This is a genomic window from Xanthomonas hyacinthi, assembly GCF_009769165.1.
GTDB classification, from domain to species: domain Bacteria; phylum Pseudomonadota; class Gammaproteobacteria; order Xanthomonadales; family Xanthomonadaceae; genus Xanthomonas_A; species Xanthomonas_A hyacinthi.
This window is the reverse complement of record NZ_CP043476.1, coordinates 932871-951361: the sequence shown is the minus strand read 5'-3', so window position 1 is coordinate 951361 and position 18491 is coordinate 932871. Positions and strand designations below refer to the sequence as shown.

Sequence of the window (18491 nt, the reverse complement as noted above, 5' to 3'; positions counted from 1 at the left end):
GAACGTCATCGGCGCGCCGCGCGTCGACCGCAGCGTCAACCGCAGCGCGGCTGTGTCTCGCGCAGCGACGCCAGCACGATCGGCAGCGGCGCGCAGCGCGCTGCTCGCATTCACGCCCGGCGCTGCCCGCGACTGCTAAGTCTGGAGCCATGCGGGCTCTGTGGCCCCTCTGGATCATCATGGCGTCCCCCTGGCGTGCGTTGCGTAAACGGCTGCTTCCTTATCGGCGTGGCCTCTCCGGCATGCGCGCGCGATTCCTGCGGCATGGCCGCGCGCGGCCGCTGGCCGAAGAGCCGCTGCGCGCGCAGCTGCTCAGCGCCGAACAGATGGCCGCGCACGGCGCAGCGCTGGCGCGGACCCATCGGGTGCGCGGCGGGCGCAGCGCCGAGGTGTTGCTGGCGCGGCTGAAACAGAACGAGGACGTGCTGCGCGACGCCCTGGCGATGCTCGCGGCGATGGTCCGCGACGACATCCGCGTCACCCCGGCCGGCGAGTGGCTGCTGGACAACTTCTACCTGGTCGAAGAGCAGATCCTGATCGCGCGGCGGCATCTGCCGGCCGGCTACAGCCGCCAGCTGCCGGCGCTGGCGCAGGGGGCGTCGGCAGGATTGCCGCGGGTCTACGCGTTGTCGATGGATGCGATCGCCCACGGCGACGGGCGCATCGATGCCGACACCGCCAGCCGCTTCATCGCCGCCTACCAGACGGTGACGCCGCTGAAGCTGGGCGAGCTGTGGGCGATTCCGATCATGCTGCGCCTGGGCCTGCTGGAAAACCTGCGCCGGGTCGCGGCGCGGGTGATGCGCGACGGCATCGACCACCGCCTGGCCAGCGACTGGGCCGAACGGCTCAACAGCACCGCCGTGCAGGATCCCAAGAGCGTGGTGCTGGTGGTCGCGGACATGGCGCGCTCGCAGCCGCCGCTGTCCGGCGCATTCGTGGCCGAACTGGTGCGCGGGCTGCACGGGCGCGGCGGGGTGCTGGCGATGCCGGTGACCTGGGTCGAGCAGTGGCTGGCCGACGGCGGCCAGCGCATCGACGACATGGTGCATGCGGAAAGCCAGCAGCAGGCCGCCGACCAGGTCTCGATCAGCAACAGCATCGCCAGCCTGCGCTTGCTGGCGACGATGGATTGGCGCGATTTCGTCGAGGAGCTGAGCGTGGTCGAAGCGCATCTGCGCCGCGACCCGCACGGCACCTACGCGCAGATGGACTTCCAGACCCGCGACAGCTACCGGCACAGCGTCGAGCTGCTGGCGCGGCGCAGCGGCGCCAGCGAGGAGGCGGTGGCCGCGTGCGTGCTGCAGCTGGCGCAGGCGGCGGCCGTGGACGACCGGCGCCATGTCGGCTACTACCTGGTCGACGACGGCCAGCGCGACCTGCCGGCGGCGATCGCCGCGCTGCCGCGTGCGCGCCGCCGGCCCTACGTGGCGCGGCGCACGTTGCCGCTGCCCGTCTATCTGCTGCCGATCGCGGCGATCGCCGCATTCGGCAGCTGGACCCTGCTCGAGCAGCTGCATGCGCTGGCCGCGGTGCCGGCATGGCTGTGGGCGACGACCGCGCTGCTCGGCGCACTGGTGTTCAGCGAACTGGGCGTGGCGCTGGTCAACTGGGCGGCGACGCTGCTGGTGGCGCCGCGCACGCTGCCGCGGATGGATTTTTCCAAGGGCATGCCGGCCGGCGCACGCACCCTGGTGGTGGTGCCAAGCCTGCTCAGCGACGCAGCCACGATCGACGAACTGGCCGAGGCGCTGGAAGTGCGGTTCCTGGCCAACCGCGATGCGCAGCTGCATTTCGCGCTGCTGACCGATTTCCTGGATGCCGCGCAGGCGACGCTGCCCGGCGACGCGGCGCTGCTCGCGCATGCGGCGCAGCACATCGTGCGCCTCAACCAGCGCTACGCGCCGGAAAGCGACGACCGCTTCCTGCTGCTGCATCGCCCGCGCCTGTGGAGCGCCGGCGAACGCGCCTGGATCGGCCACGAGCGCAAGCGCGGCAAGCTGGCGGCGCTGAACCGGCTGTTGCGCGGCGGCGCGGCCGATGCCGATTTCAGCGCGGTGATCGGCGCGACCGCGCTGCTGGCGCAGGTGCGTTACGTGATCACCCTGGACGCGGACACGCGGCTGCCGCGCGACGCGGCGCGCGAGTTCGTCGCGACCCTGGCGCACCCGCTGAACCGCGCGCGCATCGATCCGGCGCTGGGCCGGGTGACCCGCGGCTACGGCATCCTGCAGCCGAGCGTGGGCAGCAGCATGAGCGGCCATCGCATCACCCGCTATGCGCGCCTGTTCGGCAGCGAGCCGGGCATCGACCCGTATACGCGCACCGTGTCCGACGTGTACCAGGACCTGTTCGGCGAAGGCTCGTTCGTCGGCAAGGGCATCTACGACGTGGATGCGTTCGAGCAGGCGCTCGACGGCCGCCTGCCCGACAACCGCATCCTCAGCCACGACCTGCTGGAAGGCTGCTACGCGCGCGCCGGCCTGGTCAGCGACGTGCGCCTGTTCGAGGACTATCCGGCGCGCTACGCGGCCGACGTGAAGCGCCGCGCGCGCTGGATCCGCGGCGACTGGCAGCTGCTGCCGTGGCTGCTGCCGTGGGTGCCGGATGCCACCGGCCGCTACCGGCGCAATCCGCTGTCCACGTTGTCGCGCGGCAAGCTGCTGGACAACCTGCGCCGCAGCCTGGTGCCGCTCGCCGCCACCGCGCTGCTGGCGACCGGCTGGCTGTGGCTGCCGCGGCCGATGGCGTGGACCGCGTGGCTGCTGGGCCTGTTCGTGCTGCCGATCGTGGTGCCGGCGCTGCACGACCTGGTTGCCAAGCCGTCGGACATGGGCTGGCGCATGCACCTGGGCACGCTGGCCAAGGCGGTGGCGACGCAGCTGCAGCGCGCGCTGGTGGCGCTGGCCTGCCTGCCGTACGAGGCCGGCTACGCCGCGCTGGCGATCGCGCGCACGCTGTGGCGCGTGCTGCTCAGCCGGCGCCACTTGCTGCAATGGCATGCGTCCAGCGATGTGGCGCGCAGCCTCGGCCGCGGCAATGCGGCCGAGCTGGGCGGGATGGCACCGGCGGCGCTGTGCGCGCTGGCGCTGCTGCTCTTGCTGGCCTGGCGGCAGCCGCATGCGCTGTGGGTCGCCGCGCCGATCCTGGCGCTGTGGATCGCCGCGCCGGTGCTGATGGCGTGGCTGGGGCATGCCGCCGCGCCGCGTCGCGCGCAGCTGGCGCCGCCGCAGCGCGCCTTCCTCGGCCGGCTGTCGCGCCGTACCTGGGCGTTCTTCGAAGTGCACATGCGCGCGCAGGACCATTGGCTGCCGCCGGACAACGTGCAGGAACATCCGCAGCTGGTGGTGGCGCGGCGCACCTCGCCGACCAACATCGGCCTGGCCCTGCTCGGCAACCTGGCCGCCTACGACCTGGGCTACCTGCAGCCGGGCGGGGTGCTCGAGCGCACCCGGCTGACCCTGGCGACGATGGAGACGCTGCCGCGCCACCGCGGCCATTTCTACAACTGGTACGACACCGAGACCCTGCTGCCGCTGCCGCCGGCCTACCTGTCGACGGTGGACAGCGGCAACCTGGCCGGGCATCTGCTGACCCTGCGCCAGGGCCTGCTGGCGCTGTGCGATGCGCCGTTGCTGGCTGCGGCCAGCTTCGACGGCCTGGCCGACACGCTTGGCGTGCTGCGCGAGGCCGCAGCTGCCGACCCTGTCGTGGCTACCGCGCTGCAGCCGGCGCTGCATGACTTCGAGCTGCGCCTGGACGTGCTGCGCGCGGTCCCGCCGCACACGCTGGCGCAAACCTGGCGGGTGCTGTGCGCGCTGGCTGCGCAGGCGGCGGCAATCGCCGAACTGTGGCCGCCGCCGCTGCCCACGGCCGAGCAATCCGCCGATGCGCTGGCGCCGCACTGGCCGCAGGTCTTGCTGGACGCGTGCAGCGCCGCGCAGCAGGAACTGCGCGAGTTCGCGCCATGGGCGACGGCGGCCGACCAGCCCGACGCCGCGTCGATGTCCGCCGCCACCGAAACGCCGCTGTCGACCTTGCGTGAGCTGGCGGCGCAGACCCGCAGCGCCGAGGCGGCCGAGCGCGCGCGCGCGCGCATCCATCAGCTCGAGCGCCTGGCGCACATCGCCGGGCAGCTGTCGCTGATGGAATACGGCTTCCTCTACGACCCGGCGCGGCGCCTGCTGGCGATCGGCTACAACGTCGACGAGCGGCGCCTGGACCAGGGCTATTACGACCTGCTGGCGTCGGAGGCGCGGCTGTGCAGCTTCGTCGCCATCGCCCAGGGCCAGCTGCCGCAGGAAAGCTGGTTCGCGCTCGGGCGCCAGCTCACCGAGGTCGATGGCGAGGCGACGCTGCTGTCGTGGAGCGGCTCGATGTTCGAGTACCTGATGCCGCAGCTGGTGATGCCCAGCTATGCCGACACCTTGCTCGACCAGACCGCGGTGCATGCGGTCAACGCGCAGATCGCGCACGGTGCGCGGCATGCGCTGCCGTGGGGCGTGTCCGAGTCCGGCTACAACGCGGTCGATGCGCGGATGAACTACCAGTACCGCGCGTTCGGCGTGCCCGGGCTGGGCCTCAAGCGCGGGCTTGGCGACGATCTGGTGATCGCGCCGTACGCCAGCATGATGGCGCTGATGGTGGCCCCGGAAGCGGCCTGCAGCAATCTGCAGCGGCTGGCCGCGGCCGGCTTCGGCGGCCGCTTCGGCCTGCACGAGGCGATCGACTACACCCCCAGCCGGGTACCGCCGGGCCAGGAGCATGCGCTGATCCGCTCGTACATGGCGCATCACCAGGGCATGGGCCTGCTGGCGCTGGATCACCTGCTGCGCGAGCAGCCGATGCAGAAGCGCTTCGCCGCCGATGCCGAATTCCAGGCCACCTTGCTGTTGCTGCAGGAACGGATTCCGCGCGTGGGCGTATTCCATCCGCTGGAAGCGGACGGCGCCGCGCAGCGCAATGCCCAGGACGCGCGCGAGGGCGAGACCCAGCTGCGCGTGTTCCGCGATCCCAGCGCGCTGCGGCCGGCGGTGCAGCTGCTCTCCAACGGCCGCTACCACGGCCTGCTGACCAGCGCCGGCGGCGGCTACAGCCGCATGCGCGACATGGCCATCACCCGCTGGCGCGAGGACGGCACCCGCGACCACTGGGGCAGCTTCTGCTACCTGCGCGACGTGGACAGCGGCGACTACTGGTCGGCCGCCTACCAGCCCACCGCGGTGGCGGTGGAGCACTACGAGGCGATCTTCTCCGATGCCAAGGCCGAGTTCCGCGGTCGCAAGCGCGGCTTCGACACGCACCTGGAAGTGGCGATCTCCGCCGAGGACGACATCGAACTGCGCCGGCTGCGGGTCAGCAACCGCTCGCGGCAGCCGCGCACCATCGAGATCACCACCTATGCCGAAGTGGTGCTGGCGCCGGCCATCGCCGACGAGCTGCATCCGGCCTTCAGCAACCTGTTCGTGCAGACCGAGATCGCCCGCGACACGCAGGCGCTGCTGTGCACGCGGCGCACCCGCGCGCACGACGAGGTGGCGCCGTGGATGTTCCATCTGGTGGCGGTGCACGATGCCCACATCGGCGCGATTTCCTACGAGACCGACCGCGCACGCTTTCTCGGCCGCGGCAATACGGCGCGCAGCCCGCGCGCGCTGCGCGAGGACGCGGTACTGTCCGACACGGCCGGCTCGGTGCTCGACCCGGTGGTCGCGATCCGCTGCCGGATCGTGCTGGCGCCGGAGCAGACCGCGATGATCGACATGGTCTACGGCGTCGGCGGCGACCGCGCCGCCTGCACGGCGCTGATCGACAAGTACCGCGACCGGCGCCTGGCCGACCGCGTGTTCGATCTGGCCTGGACCCACAGCCAGGTGGTGCGCCGCCAGATCAACGCCTCGCAGGCCGATGCGCAGCTGTACGAGCGACTGGCCGGGCTGATGGTGTACGTGCATCCGGCGCTGCGCGCCGACAGCGAACTGCTGTTGCAGAACCGGCGCGGCCAGTCCGGGCTGTGGGGCCATGCGATCTCCGGCGACCTGCCGATCGCGCTGCTGCAGATCGGCGATGCCGACAACATCGAGCTGGTGCGGCAGATGGTGCAGGCGCACGCGTACTGGCGGCTCAAGGGCCTGCATGCGGACCTGGTGATCTGGAACGAGAGCCAGAGCGGCTACCGGCAGCAGCTGCAGGAGCAGATTCTGGGCATGATCGCGGCCGATCCGGACGCCAGCGTGCTGGAACGCCCCGGCGGCATCTTCGTGCGCCCGGTGCAGAACATCTCGCAGGAAGACCGCATCCTGCTGCAGGTGGTGGCGCGGGTCATCGTCAGCGACCAGCGCGGCACCCTGGCCGCGCAGATCGGCCGGCACCTGCCGCCGCCGCGCGGCGTGCCCGAACTGGTGCCGCTGCCGGCCGCCGCGCTGGCCGAGGCGCAGGCGCAGGCGCAGGCGCCGGCGCCGCCCGCGGCCGCGGCCGACATCCACGCGGATCCGTGGCCGTTCGCGCCGGCGCAGGCCGAGGTGCTGTTCGACAACGGCACCGGCGCCTTCGCCGCCGACGGCCGCGAATACCTGATCGCGCTGCGCGAGGGCGCGCCGACCCCGGCGCCGTGGTCCAACGTGCTGGCCAATGCGCAACTGGGCACGGTGCTCAGCGAGAGCGCCGCCGGCTATACCTGGTTCGAGAACGCGCACGAGTTCCGCCTGTCGCCGTGGCACAACGATCCGGTCGCCGATGCCTGCGGCGAGGCATTCTACCTGCGCGACGAGGACAGCGGCCGGGTCTGGTCGCCGCAGCCGCTGCCACGCCGCGGCGAAGGCGACTACCGCACCCGCCACGGTTTCGGCTACAGCGTCTACGAGCACGTGCACGACGGCATCGCCAGCGAACTGTGGGTGTACGTGGCGCTGCACGAGGCGGTGAAGTTCTCGGTGCTCAAGCTGCGCAACCTGTCCGGGCGCAGCCGGCGCCTGTCGGCGACCGGCTACGTGGAATGGGTGCTGGGCGATCTGCGGGTGAAGTCGCAGATGCACGTGGTCAGCGCGCAGGACGGCGCGCAGGGCGCGCTGCTGGCGTGCAATCCGTACAACGCCGAATTCTCCGCGCGCACCGCGTTCTTCGACGTGGATGCGGCCGTGCGCAGCTGCACAGGCGACCGCAGCGAGTTCCTCGGCCGCAACGGCGACATGGCCGACCCGCAGGCGCTGCGCCGCGAACGCCTGTCCGGGCGCCTCGGCGCCGGGCTGGATCCGTGCGCGGCGATCCAGGTGCCGCTGAGCCTGGCCGCCGGCGCCGAGTGCGAGACCGTGTTCCGGCTCGGCGCCGGCAAGGACCACGCCGCCGCGCTGGAGCTGGCGCGGCGCATGCGCGGCGGCGATGCCGCGCACGACGCGCTGGACGCGGTGCGCATCCATTGGCGGCAGCTGCTCGGCGGGCTGCAGGTGCACACTCCCGATCCCAGCGTGGACCTGCTGGTCAACGGCTGGCTGCCGTACCAGACCCTGGCCTGCCGCTACCTGGCGCGCAGCGGCTATTACCAGTCCGGCGGCGCGTTCGGCTTCCGCGACCAGCTGCAGGACATGATGGCGCTGGTCCATGCCACCCCGGCGCTGGCGCGCGAGCATCTGCTGGCCAGTGCCGCGCACCAGTTCCCGCAGGGCGACGTGCTGCATTGGTGGCACCCGCCGCAGGACCGCGGCGTGCGCACGCGCTGCGCGGACGACTACCTGTGGCTGCCGCTGGCGGCGTGCCGCTACCTGCAGGTCACCGGCGACCGCGGCGTGCTCGACGAAGACGTGCGCTACATCGAAGGCCGTGCCGTCGGCGCCGACGAGGAGTCGTACTACGACCTGCCGTCACCGTCGCCGCAGCGTGCGCCGCTGTACGCGCACTGCGTGCAGGCGCTGCGCCGCGGCATGGCGCTGCTCGGCGAACGCGGCCTGCCGCTGATCGGCACCGGCGACTGGAACGACGGCATGAACCGGGTGGGCGAGGGCGGCAAGGGCGAGAGCGTGTGGCTGGGCTTCTTCCTGTTCCATGTGCTGCAGCAGTTCGCGGCGCTGGCGCGCGGCCGCGACGACGCCGCTTTCGCCGACGAGTGCGATGCGGCGGGGCATGCGCTGCGCGGCAATCTCGAGGCGCATGCCTGGGATGGCGGCTGGTACCGGCGCGCGTGGTTCGACGACGGCACCGCGCTGGGTTCGGCGCAAAACGAAGAATGTCGCATCGACTCGATCTCGCAGAGTTGGTCGGTGCTGTCCGGCGCGGCCGAACCGGCGCGCGCGCAGCAGGCGATGGCCGCGCTGGACCAGCATCTGGTCAAGCGCGACGCCGGCCTGATCCAGCTGCTGGAGCCGCCGTTCGACCGCATCGCGCACGATCCCGGCTACATCCGCGGCTACGTGCCGGGCGTGCGCGAGAACGGCGGGCAATACACGCATGCGGCGGTGTGGGCGGCGATGGCCTTCGCCCACCTCGGCGACGGCGAACGCGCCTGGGAACTGGCGCGGATGATCAACCCGATCCAGCACAGCCTGGATGCGGCGGCCAGCGAGCGCTACAAGGTCGAACCCTACGTGCTCGCCGCCGACGTCTACGGCGTGGCGCCGCACGTGGGCCGCGGCGGCTGGACCTGGTACACCGGCTCGGCCGGCTGGATGTACCGGCTGCTGGTCGAATCGCTGCTCGGCCTGCAGCGCGAAGGCGACAGCCTGCAGCTGCGGCCATGCCTGCCGGCCGACTGGGAGCGCTGCGAACTGCAGTACCGCCACGGCAGCAGTACGTATCACATCGAACTGCTGCAGGGCGCCGCCGATCGCGCGCACGCCGACGCCGATGCGGCCGACGGCAGCGGCCTGTTCGTGGATGGCGTGCGCCAGCACGACGCGCGCATCGCGCTGGCCGACGACGGCCAGGTGCATCGCGTGCAATGGCGGCAGCCGCGCGCGCCGGCATGAACACGCAGGCGCAGACCCAGGCGGCGCTGGCCAATTTGGCGGCGATGCTGCCGCAATGGACCGCGCATCTGCGCCATCCCGCCGAATTCTGGCCGCAGTTCAGCGTGCTCGCGCAGGAAGTGCTGGATGCCGCGGATCCGTGCGATCGCGCGCAGGCGCGCCAGGCGCTGGCGGCGATGCTCGCCAAACATTCGATCGACGCGCGCATGCTGCCTCCCTGAATGCCGCACTGAACCGATCTGCGCTGCGCCGCCACGCCAGGCTCACGGCATGGTCACCCGGGTTGCACGTTGCCCGCGGCCACACTGCGGCAGACGTTGTCGCAAGAGGAACATCCCGATGCAAGCCCTCACCTATCACGGCACCAGAGACGTGCGCGTGGAAACCGTTCCCGATCCGGTCCTGATCGATGCCGACGACATCGTGCTGCGGGTCACCGCCACCGCGATCTGCGGCTCCGACCTGCACCTGTACCGCGGCAAGATTCCCGAACTGCACAGCGGCGACGTGCTCGGCCACGAGTTCATGGGCGTGGTCGAAGAGGTCGGCCCCGGCGTGACCCGGGTGAAGCAAGGCGACCGCGTGGTGATCCCGTTCGTGATCGCCTGCGGCGAGTGCTTCCACTGTCGCTTGACCGAGTACGCCGCCTGCGAGACCACCAATACCGGCAAGGGCGCTGCACTCAACCAGAAAGGCATCCGTCCGCCGGCGGCGCTGTTCGGCTACAGCCACCTGTACGGCGGCGTGGCCGGCGGCCAGGCCGAATACGTACGCGTGCCCAAGGCCAACGTCGGCCCGCTGGTGGTGCCGGACGCGCTGCACGACGAGCAGGTGCTGTTCCTGTCCGACATCCTGCCCACCGGCTACCAGGCCGCGCGCAACGCCGACGTCGGCCAGGGCAGCACGGTGGCGATCTTCGGCGCCGGGCCGGTCGGGCTGATGACCGCGGCGTGCTGCCGCATGCTCGGCGCGGAGCGCATCTTCATGGTCGATCGTTATCCGTACCGGCTGGATTTCGCGCAGAAAACCTACGGCGCGATCCCGCTCAATTTCGAGCAGGTCGACGATCCGGCCGACATCATCGTCGGCCAGACCGACGGCCGCGGCGTGGACGCGAGCATCGATGCGGTCGGCTTCGAGGCCAAGGGCAGCAGCGTGGAAACGGTGATGGCCACGCTGAAGCTGGAAGGCAGCAGCGGCACCGCGCTGCGCCAGTGCATCGCCGCCACGCGCCGCGGCGGCACGGTCAGCGTGCCCGGCGTGTATGCCGGCTTCATCCACGGCTTCCTGTTCGGCGACGCCTTCGACAAGGGGCTGACCTTCAGGATGGGCCAGACCCACGTGCAGCGCTTCCTGCCGGAGCTGCTGCGGCACATCGGCGAAGGCCGGCTCAAGCCGAACGAGATCATCACCCATCGCCTGCGCCTGGCGCAGGCCGCCGACGGCTACGCGATCTTCGACAGGAAGGAACAGGACTGCCGCAAGGTGATCCTGACGCCGTAACTGGCGCGCCGCCGCACCCTCATCGGCGCTGCGCGCCACCTGCCCGCGAAGGGGCTGTAAGCCCCTCTCCCCTCGGGAGAGGGGTTGGGGTGAGGGTAGGGCGCGAAGCGTCTCGCCGAGTTGGGCGCACGAGGCTGCGCCCGCACCCCCCCGACCCGCCGCCATGTCCGTCTCATGACGGCGCCGACCCAGCGGCCTGCGCAGGAGGCGAGCGACGCCAGGGCAATGCGCATTCAGCCATGCACGCGGAACCGCGCGCGCAGCGGACATGCCTCGGGATAAGTTTTGTCCCGGGTTTGTTGCGGGACAGCAGCGGACCCGGATGCGGATCCGCGTTTGTCAAGAGGTGTCAAGTGCATTTGCTTATGTTTCAACCAGTTGGGCTACGGCGGCTGCGGTGCCACCGGCACCGACGTTGTCCACACGGGGTGTGGATGACTTCTGCATAAGGGTGTGGATAAGCCTGTCGCGGCCGCATGCCACAAGACTGTCAAGAGACGTGGCGAAAAATTAGGCAGGGCGATGTTCGGCGTCCGCATCCGCCCCGGCACGGGCGGCGACTCGCCGGCCGGCGGGACCCGGCAGCCCCCGCCGGGCCCCCGTGCCGCGACCTGGCGCCGCCGCCGTCGCAAACGAAAACCGCGCCATGCGGGCGCATGGTGCGGTCGGGCAGGCATGCCGCGCGGCGCAGGCTCAGGCAAGCATGCGCAGCTTCGGTTCGCGGTCCCACTGGCGGGTCTTGGCCGCCGCGATGAAGCCCTTGCCGTTGCCGGCATCGAGCACGCCGGCGTCCTTGACCACATTGCCGGCCTTCAGCAGCGGCTGCGCCCCGGCATCGGCGGCGATCGCCTTCAGATGCGCGAAGGCGTTGCCGACGAAATCGACCGCCGCCGCCTCCCTGCTCAGCTGCTTGCCGGCCGCGGCCGACAGCACCACCGCCACCGCGTCGAACACGAACGACGGGGTGCCGGCCAGCTGCCCGTCCGCGGCCAGCTTCTTGCCGTCGCTGAGCGTGGCCCCGCCCAGCTTCGGCGCCACGATCTTGACCGTGGCGCCGGCGTCGCGCGCGGCCTTCTGCAGGGCCTTCACCGTCGCCGCGTCGGACCCGTCGTGGACCAGGATGCCGATCGCGCGCCCCTGCAAGGTGTGCTTCATCTTGCCGATCAGTTGCAGCGCCGGCGACGGCGGCAGGTCCTGCGGCGGCAGCGCGGCCGGCGGCGCCGGCGGCAACGCCTCCAGGCCCAGGCCGTCGGCCACGCGCTGCGCCAGCGCCGGATCGATGTGGCGCAGGTGCCCGACCACCGCCGCACGCACATGCGCGGTCTCCACCTTGGACAGTTCGAACACCAGCGCCGAGGCGAGATGCGCCTGCTCCGGCTTGCTCTGGCTGCGGAAGAACATGCGTGCCTGGCTGTAGTGGTCGGCGAAGCTCGCCGCGCGCACGCGGCCCTTGCCGCCATCCTCGCTCGGCGTGGCGTGGCTGGGGAAGCCGCGCGCGCGCTCGCGCGGAGTGTCGTCCTGCAGCGAGCTGGGCTCGTAGGCGACGCGGCCCCTGGGCACGCCCATCTGCATGTGCCCGTCGCGCTGCAGGTTGGCGAACGGGCACTTCGGCGCGTTGATCGGGATCTGGTGGAAGTTCGGCCCGCCCAGGCGGCTGAGCTGGGTGTCCAGGTAGGAGAACAGGCGGCCCTGCAGCAGCGGATCGTTGGAGAAGTCGATGCCGGGCGCGATGTTGGCCGGGCAATACGCCACCTGCTCGGTCTCGGCGAAGAAGTTGTCCGGCCAGCGGTCCAGCACCATGCGCCCGACCATCTGCAGCGGCACCAGTTCCTCCGGGATCAGCTTGGTCGAATCCAGATGGTCGAACGGGAATTTGTCGGCCTCTTCTTCGGTGAACAGCTGCACGCCCAGCTCCCATTCCGGGAAATCGCCTTGCTGGATCGCCTCGAACAGATCGCGGCGATGGAAATCCGGATCGGCGCCGGCCAGCTTCACCGCCTCGTCCCAGACCGTGGACTGCAGGCCGAGCTTGGGCCGCCAGTGGAACTTGACGAAGGTGCTGTTGCCGTTGCCGTCGAGCAGGCGGAAGCTGTGGATGCCGAAGCCTTCGATCATGCGCAGCGAGCGCGGAATGGTGCGGTCGCTCATCGCCCACATGATCATGTGCAGCGATTCGGGGGTCAGCGAGATGAAGTCCCAGAACGTGTCGTGCGCGCTGGCCGCCTGCGGGAAGCCGCGGTCCGGCTCCATCTTCACCGCGTGGATCAGGTCCGGGAACTTGATCGCGTCCTGGATGAAGAACACCGGGATGTTGTTGCCGACCAGGTCCCAGTTGCCCTCCTTGGTATAGAACTTGACCGCGAAGCCGCGCACGTCGCGCGGCGTGTCCACCGAGCCGGCGCCGCCGGCCACGGTGGAGAAGCGGGTGAACACCGGCGTCTTCACCCCGACCTCGGTGAGGATCCTGGCGGTGGTGTACTTGGCCAGCGAGGCGGTCAGTTCGAAATAGCCGTGCGCGGCGCTGCCGCGCGCGTGCACGATGCGCTCGGGGATGCGTTCGTGGTCGAAGTGGGTGATCTTCTCGCGCAGGATGAAATCTTCCAGGAGCGTCGGTCCGCGCGGGGTGGCGCGCAGCGAGTTCTGGTTGTCGGCGATCGGGATGCCCTGGTTGGTGGTCAGCGGCGGATGCGTGCCGCCGGCGTGCTGGTGCAGTTCGTCGCCGCGACCGCGCTGGTCGGCGACGGCGCTGGTGTCGACGGGCGTGCTGGATTTGCTGGGCTTGCGAGGGCTGGCCATGGATGAGCGCTCCGGGGGATGAGGCGGATACGGCAGAAGGGATTCGCGCTGCGAACGGCGGCAGGATGCGCGCTTGGAGAGGGGTGTGAGGCGTCCGGCCGATGCTGTGCCGGCCGGCGTGAACGGTCCGTGCAACCTGTCCGAGCATGGCGTGAGGACGGCGTTGCGGCGGGCGCTGCAGATCGCACAAAGCGGGAAGGCGCGCGCGGCGCGCGTTCGCTGTGTCCGCGCGCTGCTTGCCGCTGATAGTCGCAGCCAGCCGGCCTCCGCCGCGAACCGCGGTCGTGCCTGCTGCGGCTGGCGTCGGCAACGCCGCCGCAGCGCCGCCACGCGCAGGCATTGCCGCTAAGCTGGGGCTACAGGACGGCGCCGCGGGGCCGATAGTGCGTTGCGCATCGATCCTTCGCAGGGGCTGCGAGCGTGGGGAGCGCGCAGCGGCAGCGGCCGATGCGGTGCGGCGTGGCGTGCGACGGAGACCGAACGTGTTCTTGCCTATCGTGGTCATCGGATTGGTGATCGCCCATGCGCTGGTCGCACAGGCGGGCGGCACCGGTACGCCTGCGGCGCAATGGTGCGGCCTGGCGGTGCAGGCCGTGGCGGTGCTGGCGGTGCTGCGCCGGTTGCGGCGTGCGCCGGCGGTGGACCGGATGCCGTGGCGGCTGCTGGCGTACGCGGTCGGCGCGCAGATGCTGTGGACCGACTGCAACCTGCTGGCGCTGCTGTTGCCGCAGCACGGCCCGCTGCTGCTGCAGCTGGGGGTGATGTTTTCCGGCTCGTCGATGATTCCGGCGCTGTTCCTGATCGCGCGCTCGTTCAACCGGCCGCAGCCGCGGCTGGTGGTGGCGCTGGATGCGCTGCTGGCGCTGGTCGGCGCCGGCCTGCTGTTTCTGCTGATCGACCTGGCGCTGTCGTCCAGCAACGGTTTTTCCGAACCCGACGTCAACCTGATCATCAATCACGCCGACGCGATGGGCCTGCTGCTCGCGTCGATGGCCACGCTGCGCCTGCTCGGCGCCGGCGGCTGCAGCCGCCGCCACTTCTATCTCAGCGCCAGCGCCTATCTGTGGGTCAACGCTGCGGTGGCGGCGCTGTACAACCGCATCGAACTGGGTGGGCTGCCATGGTGGGGCGGGTTGCTGATCGATCTGCCCAGCGCGGCGTTGGTGCTGGTGGCGTCGCTGCCGCGCGGCCGCTGGCTGCGCTGCGCGCGGCCAAGCCTGCGCGGCGCCGAGCTGATCGCCGCGTTCGCGCCGATCGCGTTCTCGCTGGCGGTGCTGTTACTGGCGATCAGCGTGTCGCGGGTGAGCTTCTTCTGGGGCATGGCCGCGGCCACCGCGGCGGTGGTGGTGTACGGGGTGCACGTGGCGTTGCTGCACAGCGAGCACTTGGAAATCCAGCGGCTGAGCCGCCTGGGCACGCGCCGCCTGCAGCAGCAGGTGGCGCGCGATCCGTTGACCGGCATCGCCAACCGGGTCGGCCTGGCGGCGCGGCTGCGCGCCCTGGACGGCGGCCTGGACTGTTCGCTGCTGATGATCGACATCGATTTCTTCAAGCAGTTCAACGACAGCCACGGCCATGTGCGCGGCGACGCCTGCCTGGTGGAGGTGGCCACCGCGCTGGCCGAGGCCTTGCCCGCGCAGACCGCCACGGTGGCGCGCTACGGCGGCGAGGAATTCGCGGTGGTGCTGCCGGACACCGTGGCCGACGCCGCATACGCGATCGCGCAGCGCCTGCTGGCGGCCATCGAACAGCGGCAGATCCCGCACCCGGCCAGCCCGCTGGGCGTGGTCACGGTCAGCATCGGCATCGCCACCCACCCGGCCAGCGCCGAGGCGGCGATCGATCTGCTGCACCACGCCGACGCCGCGCTGTACCGCGCCAAGCGCAATGGCCGCAATTGCTGCGCGCATGCGCTGGATGCGGCGGCGGATGCGCAGGGCGTCGCTGCGCCGGGTTGAGGGCGCGCGGCCGGGCGCGGCGCGTGCCGCGTTCGCGCCGGCATCGCCATGGCGCAGCGCCGGCCCGCAAAAAAAACGCCAGACCCGGCGTGCGGGGCTGGCGTGGCGATGTGCGGCGGACGCAAACGGCGGGCTTACGCCACCACGTCGTCCTTGTACGCCTCCACCGGGATGCACGCGCACATCACGTGCTTGTCGCCGTAGACGTTGTCCACCCGCGCCACCGGCGGCCAGTACTTCTGCTGCCGCAGCGTCGCCAGCGGGAACGCGGCCAGCTCGCGCGGGTAGGCATGCGTCCACTCGCCGGCGGTGACCTGCGCGGCGGTGTGCGGGGCATGCTTGAGCGGGTTGTCCGCGCGGTCCAGGCGGCCGTCCTCGATCGCGGCGATCTCCTCGCGGATCTGGATCATCGCATCGATGAAGCGGTCCAGCTCGTGCAGCGATTCGCTTTCGGTCGGCTCCACCATCAGCGTGCCGGCGACCGGGAAGCTCAGCGTCGGGGCGTGGAAGCCGAAGTCGATCAGGCGCTTGGCCACGTCCTCGGCGCCGATGCCGGTGCTCTTCTCCAGCGGGCGCACGTCCAGGATGCACTCGTGCGCGACCAGGCCGTTGCGGCCGGTGTACAGCGTCCTGTAGTGCGGAGCCAGGCGCCTGGCGATGTAGTTGGCGTTGAGCAGCGCGACCTGGGTGGCCTTGCGCAGGCCGGCGCTGCCCATCATGGTGATGTACATCCAGCTGATCGGCAGGATCGAGGCACTGCCGAAGCTGGCCGCGCTGACCATGCCGACGTCGCCTTCGCCGCCCAGCGTCTTCGGCAGGTACGGGGCGAGATGCGACTTCACCGCGCACGGGCCGACGCCCGGGCCGCCGCCGCCATGCGGGATGCAGAAGGTCTTGTGCAGGTTCAGGTGCGACACGTCCGAGCCCCACTTGCCGGGCTTGGCCACGCCGACCAGCGCGTTCATGTTGGCGCCGTCGGTATAGACCTGGCCGCCATGCGCATGCACGATCTCGCAGATCGCCACCACGTCTTCCTCGAACACGCCGTGGGTGGACGGGTAGGTGATCATCAGCGCGGCCAGGCGCTCGGAGTATTTCTCCGCCTGGGCGCGGATGTCGTCGACGTCGACATTGCCGTTGGCATCGCACTTGGTGACCACGACCTTCATGCCGCACATCTGTGCCGAGGCCGGGTTGGTGCCGTGGGCGGACTCGGGGATCAGGCAGATGTCGCGGTGCGCCTGGCCGCGCGCGCGGTGGTAGGCGCGGATCGCCAGCAGGCCGGCGTACTCGCCCTGCGCGCCGGAGTTGGGCTGCAGGCTGACCGCGTCGTAGCCGGTGCATTCGACCAGCATCGCTTCCAGTTCGCCGATCAGCTGCGCATAGCCGGTGGATTGCTCGGCCGGCGCCAGCGGATGGATCGCGCCGAACTGCGGCCAGGTCACCGGGATCATCTCGGCGGTGGCGTTGAGCTTCATCGTGCAGCTGCCCAGCGGGATCATGGTGCGATCCATCGCCAGGTCCTTGTCGGCCAGCGCGCGCATGTAGCGCAGCAGTTCGTGCTCGCTGTGGTGGGTGTTGAACACCGGGTGCTGCAGGAACGCGCTGCGGCGCTTGAGGTCTTGCGGCAATGCGTCGGCAGTGGCCGCATCGAGCGCATCGACATCGGCGCTCGCGCCGAACAGCTGCGCCAGCGCGACCACGTCGGCGCGTGTGCTGGTCTCGTCCAGGCTGATGCCCACCGCCTCGCTGTCGATCGCGCGCAGGTTGATGCCGGCCGCGCGCGCCTTGGCGTGGATCGCCTCGGCGTCGATCGCCTTGACGTGCAGGGTGTCGAAGAAGCGCTCGCCGACGCTGACGCCGGCATTGCGCAGCGCCGCAGCCAGGATCGCGGCCAGGCGATGGGTGCGCCGGGCGATGCGGGTCAGGCCGTCGGGACCGTGGTAGACCGCGTACATGGACGCCATCACCGCCAGCAGCACCTGCGCGGTGCAGATGTTGGAGGTGGCCTTCTCGCGGCGGATGTGCTGCTCGCGGGTCTGCAGGGTCAGGCGGTAGGCGGGGTTGCCGGCGGCATCGATCGACACGCCGATCAGGCGCCCCGGCATCGAGCGCTTGTAGGCGTCGCGGCAGGCCATGAACGCCGCATGCGGGCCGCCGAAGCCGAACGGCACGCCGAAGCGCTGCGAGTTGCCGACCACGATGTCCGCGCCCCATTCGCCGGGCGCGGCGATCAGGGTCAGCGCGAGCAGGTCGGTGGCGACCGCGACCAGGCCGCCTTGCGCGTGCACGGCTTCGGCCAGCGCCTTGTGGTCGCCGAGCGTGCCGATCGACAGCTGGCCGACGCTGTCCGGATACTGCAGCAGCACGCCGAAGCACTCGGCCTGCAGCGCTTCCTCCGGCGTGCCCACGCGCAGCACGATGCCCAGCGGCTCGGCGCGGGTGCGCAGCAGTTCCAGAGTCTGCGGATGCACCGCGTCGTGCACGAAGAAGGTGTCGGACCTGGCCTTGGCCGAGCGCTTGGCCAGGGTCATCGCCTCGGCCGCGGCGGTGGCTTCGTCCAGCAGCGAGGCGTTGGCGATCTCCATGCCGGTCAGGTCCGCGCACATGGTCTGGAAGTTGATCAGCGCTTCCATGCGGCCCTGCGAGATCTCCGCCTGGTATGGCGTATAGGCGGTGTACCAGGCCGGGTTCTCGAGGATGTTGCGCAGGATCACCTTCGGCGTGTGGGTGCCGTAGTAGCCCTGGCCGATGAAGCTGCGCAGCACCTGGTTCTTGTCGGCGATGGCGCCGATCTTGGCCAGTGCCTCCTCTTCGGTGATCGCCTCGGGCAGCGCCAGCGGCTGCGGCGACTTGTCCGTGCCTGTTTTAATCAGGCCCGGCACGATGGCGTCGGTCAGCGCCTCCAGCGAGTCGTGGCCGACGGCATGCAGCATGTGCGCGATCTCGGCGTCGTTCGGGCCGATGTGGCGCTCGACGAAGGCCGAGTGGTGTTCGAGGTCGCGCAGCGAGGGGGTCTTAGACATGGCGGTCGTCCGGCAGAGGAGGGCACGAAGGGCGGGTGACGCGCGGACGCCGCCGGCGGCCGCAGTGGCGGACACGACCGACGGGAAGCCGCGGGTCTTCCCAGTGCCCCTCTGTCCTTTTGCCTGAGAGTTTGGAAGCGGTGGCGGGATGCGCTGCGCTTCGTGCCCCTTCGGCGCCGGGTTGGACCGGTCTCTCCAGAGTCTTGGTGCGGGTGGTATCGGGCCTGAGCGATTACGGGCGTTTGCGCCTT

The 18491-nt window shown here is 70.8% G+C and carries 6 protein-coding genes and 1 riboswitch; of the genes, 4 read left to right on the top strand and 2 right to left on the bottom strand.

Translation table 11 applies throughout. From position 1 onward, the window contains the following. The first annotated feature begins 242 nt into the window (after positions 1-242). From FZ025_RS04405 to FZ025_RS04395, 3 genes are all read left to right on the top strand, one after another. On the top strand, positions 243-8957 hold the full coding sequence (locus FZ025_RS04405) for a glycoside hydrolase family 94 protein (RefSeq protein WP_244292458.1): 8715 nt from the start codon (positions 243-245) through the stop codon (positions 8955-8957). Beyond that, positions 8954-9178: a hypothetical protein gene (locus tag FZ025_RS04400; protein WP_244292457.1), complete on the top strand. Its 225-nt coding sequence runs from the start codon at positions 8954-8956 to the stop codon at positions 9176-9178. Before FZ025_RS04405 ends, FZ025_RS04400 begins: the two co-directional genes overlap by 4 nt. A gap of 118 nt (positions 9179-9296) precedes the next feature. Then, positions 9297-10460, top strand: a complete 1164-nt coding sequence (locus FZ025_RS04395) for a zinc-dependent alcohol dehydrogenase (RefSeq protein ID WP_046980011.1) — start codon at positions 9297-9299, stop codon at positions 10458-10460. 693 nt (positions 10461-11153) lie between these two features. On the opposite strand, the gene FZ025_RS04390 is transcribed toward FZ025_RS04395, so the two are convergent. Next, a complete protein-coding gene (locus FZ025_RS04390) occupies positions 11154-13256 on the bottom strand; it encodes a catalase (RefSeq protein ID WP_046980010.1) in 2103 nt (700 codons plus the stop codon). A 482-nt stretch (positions 13257-13738) separates the two neighbouring features. Between FZ025_RS04390 and FZ025_RS22205 the strand changes: the two genes are divergently transcribed. Then, the gene (locus FZ025_RS22205) at positions 13739-15214 is read left to right on the top strand and encodes a GGDEF domain-containing protein (RefSeq protein ID WP_104557663.1); all 1476 of its coding nucleotides are present in this window, start codon (positions 13739-13741) and stop codon (positions 15212-15214) included. Between the two features lie 134 nt (positions 15215-15348). On the opposite strand, the gene gcvP is transcribed toward FZ025_RS22205, so the two are convergent. Further along, positions 15349-18240 carry an aminomethyl-transferring glycine dehydrogenase gene (gene gcvP, locus FZ025_RS04380; RefSeq protein WP_046978637.1) on the bottom strand — a complete coding sequence of 964 codons (2892 nt, stop codon included), beginning with the start codon at positions 18238-18240 and terminating at the stop codon, positions 15349-15351. A gap of 101 nt (positions 18241-18341) precedes the next feature. Then, positions 18342-18449: riboswitch (glycine riboswitch) on the bottom strand. Between the last annotated feature and the right edge of the window lie 42 nt (positions 18450-18491).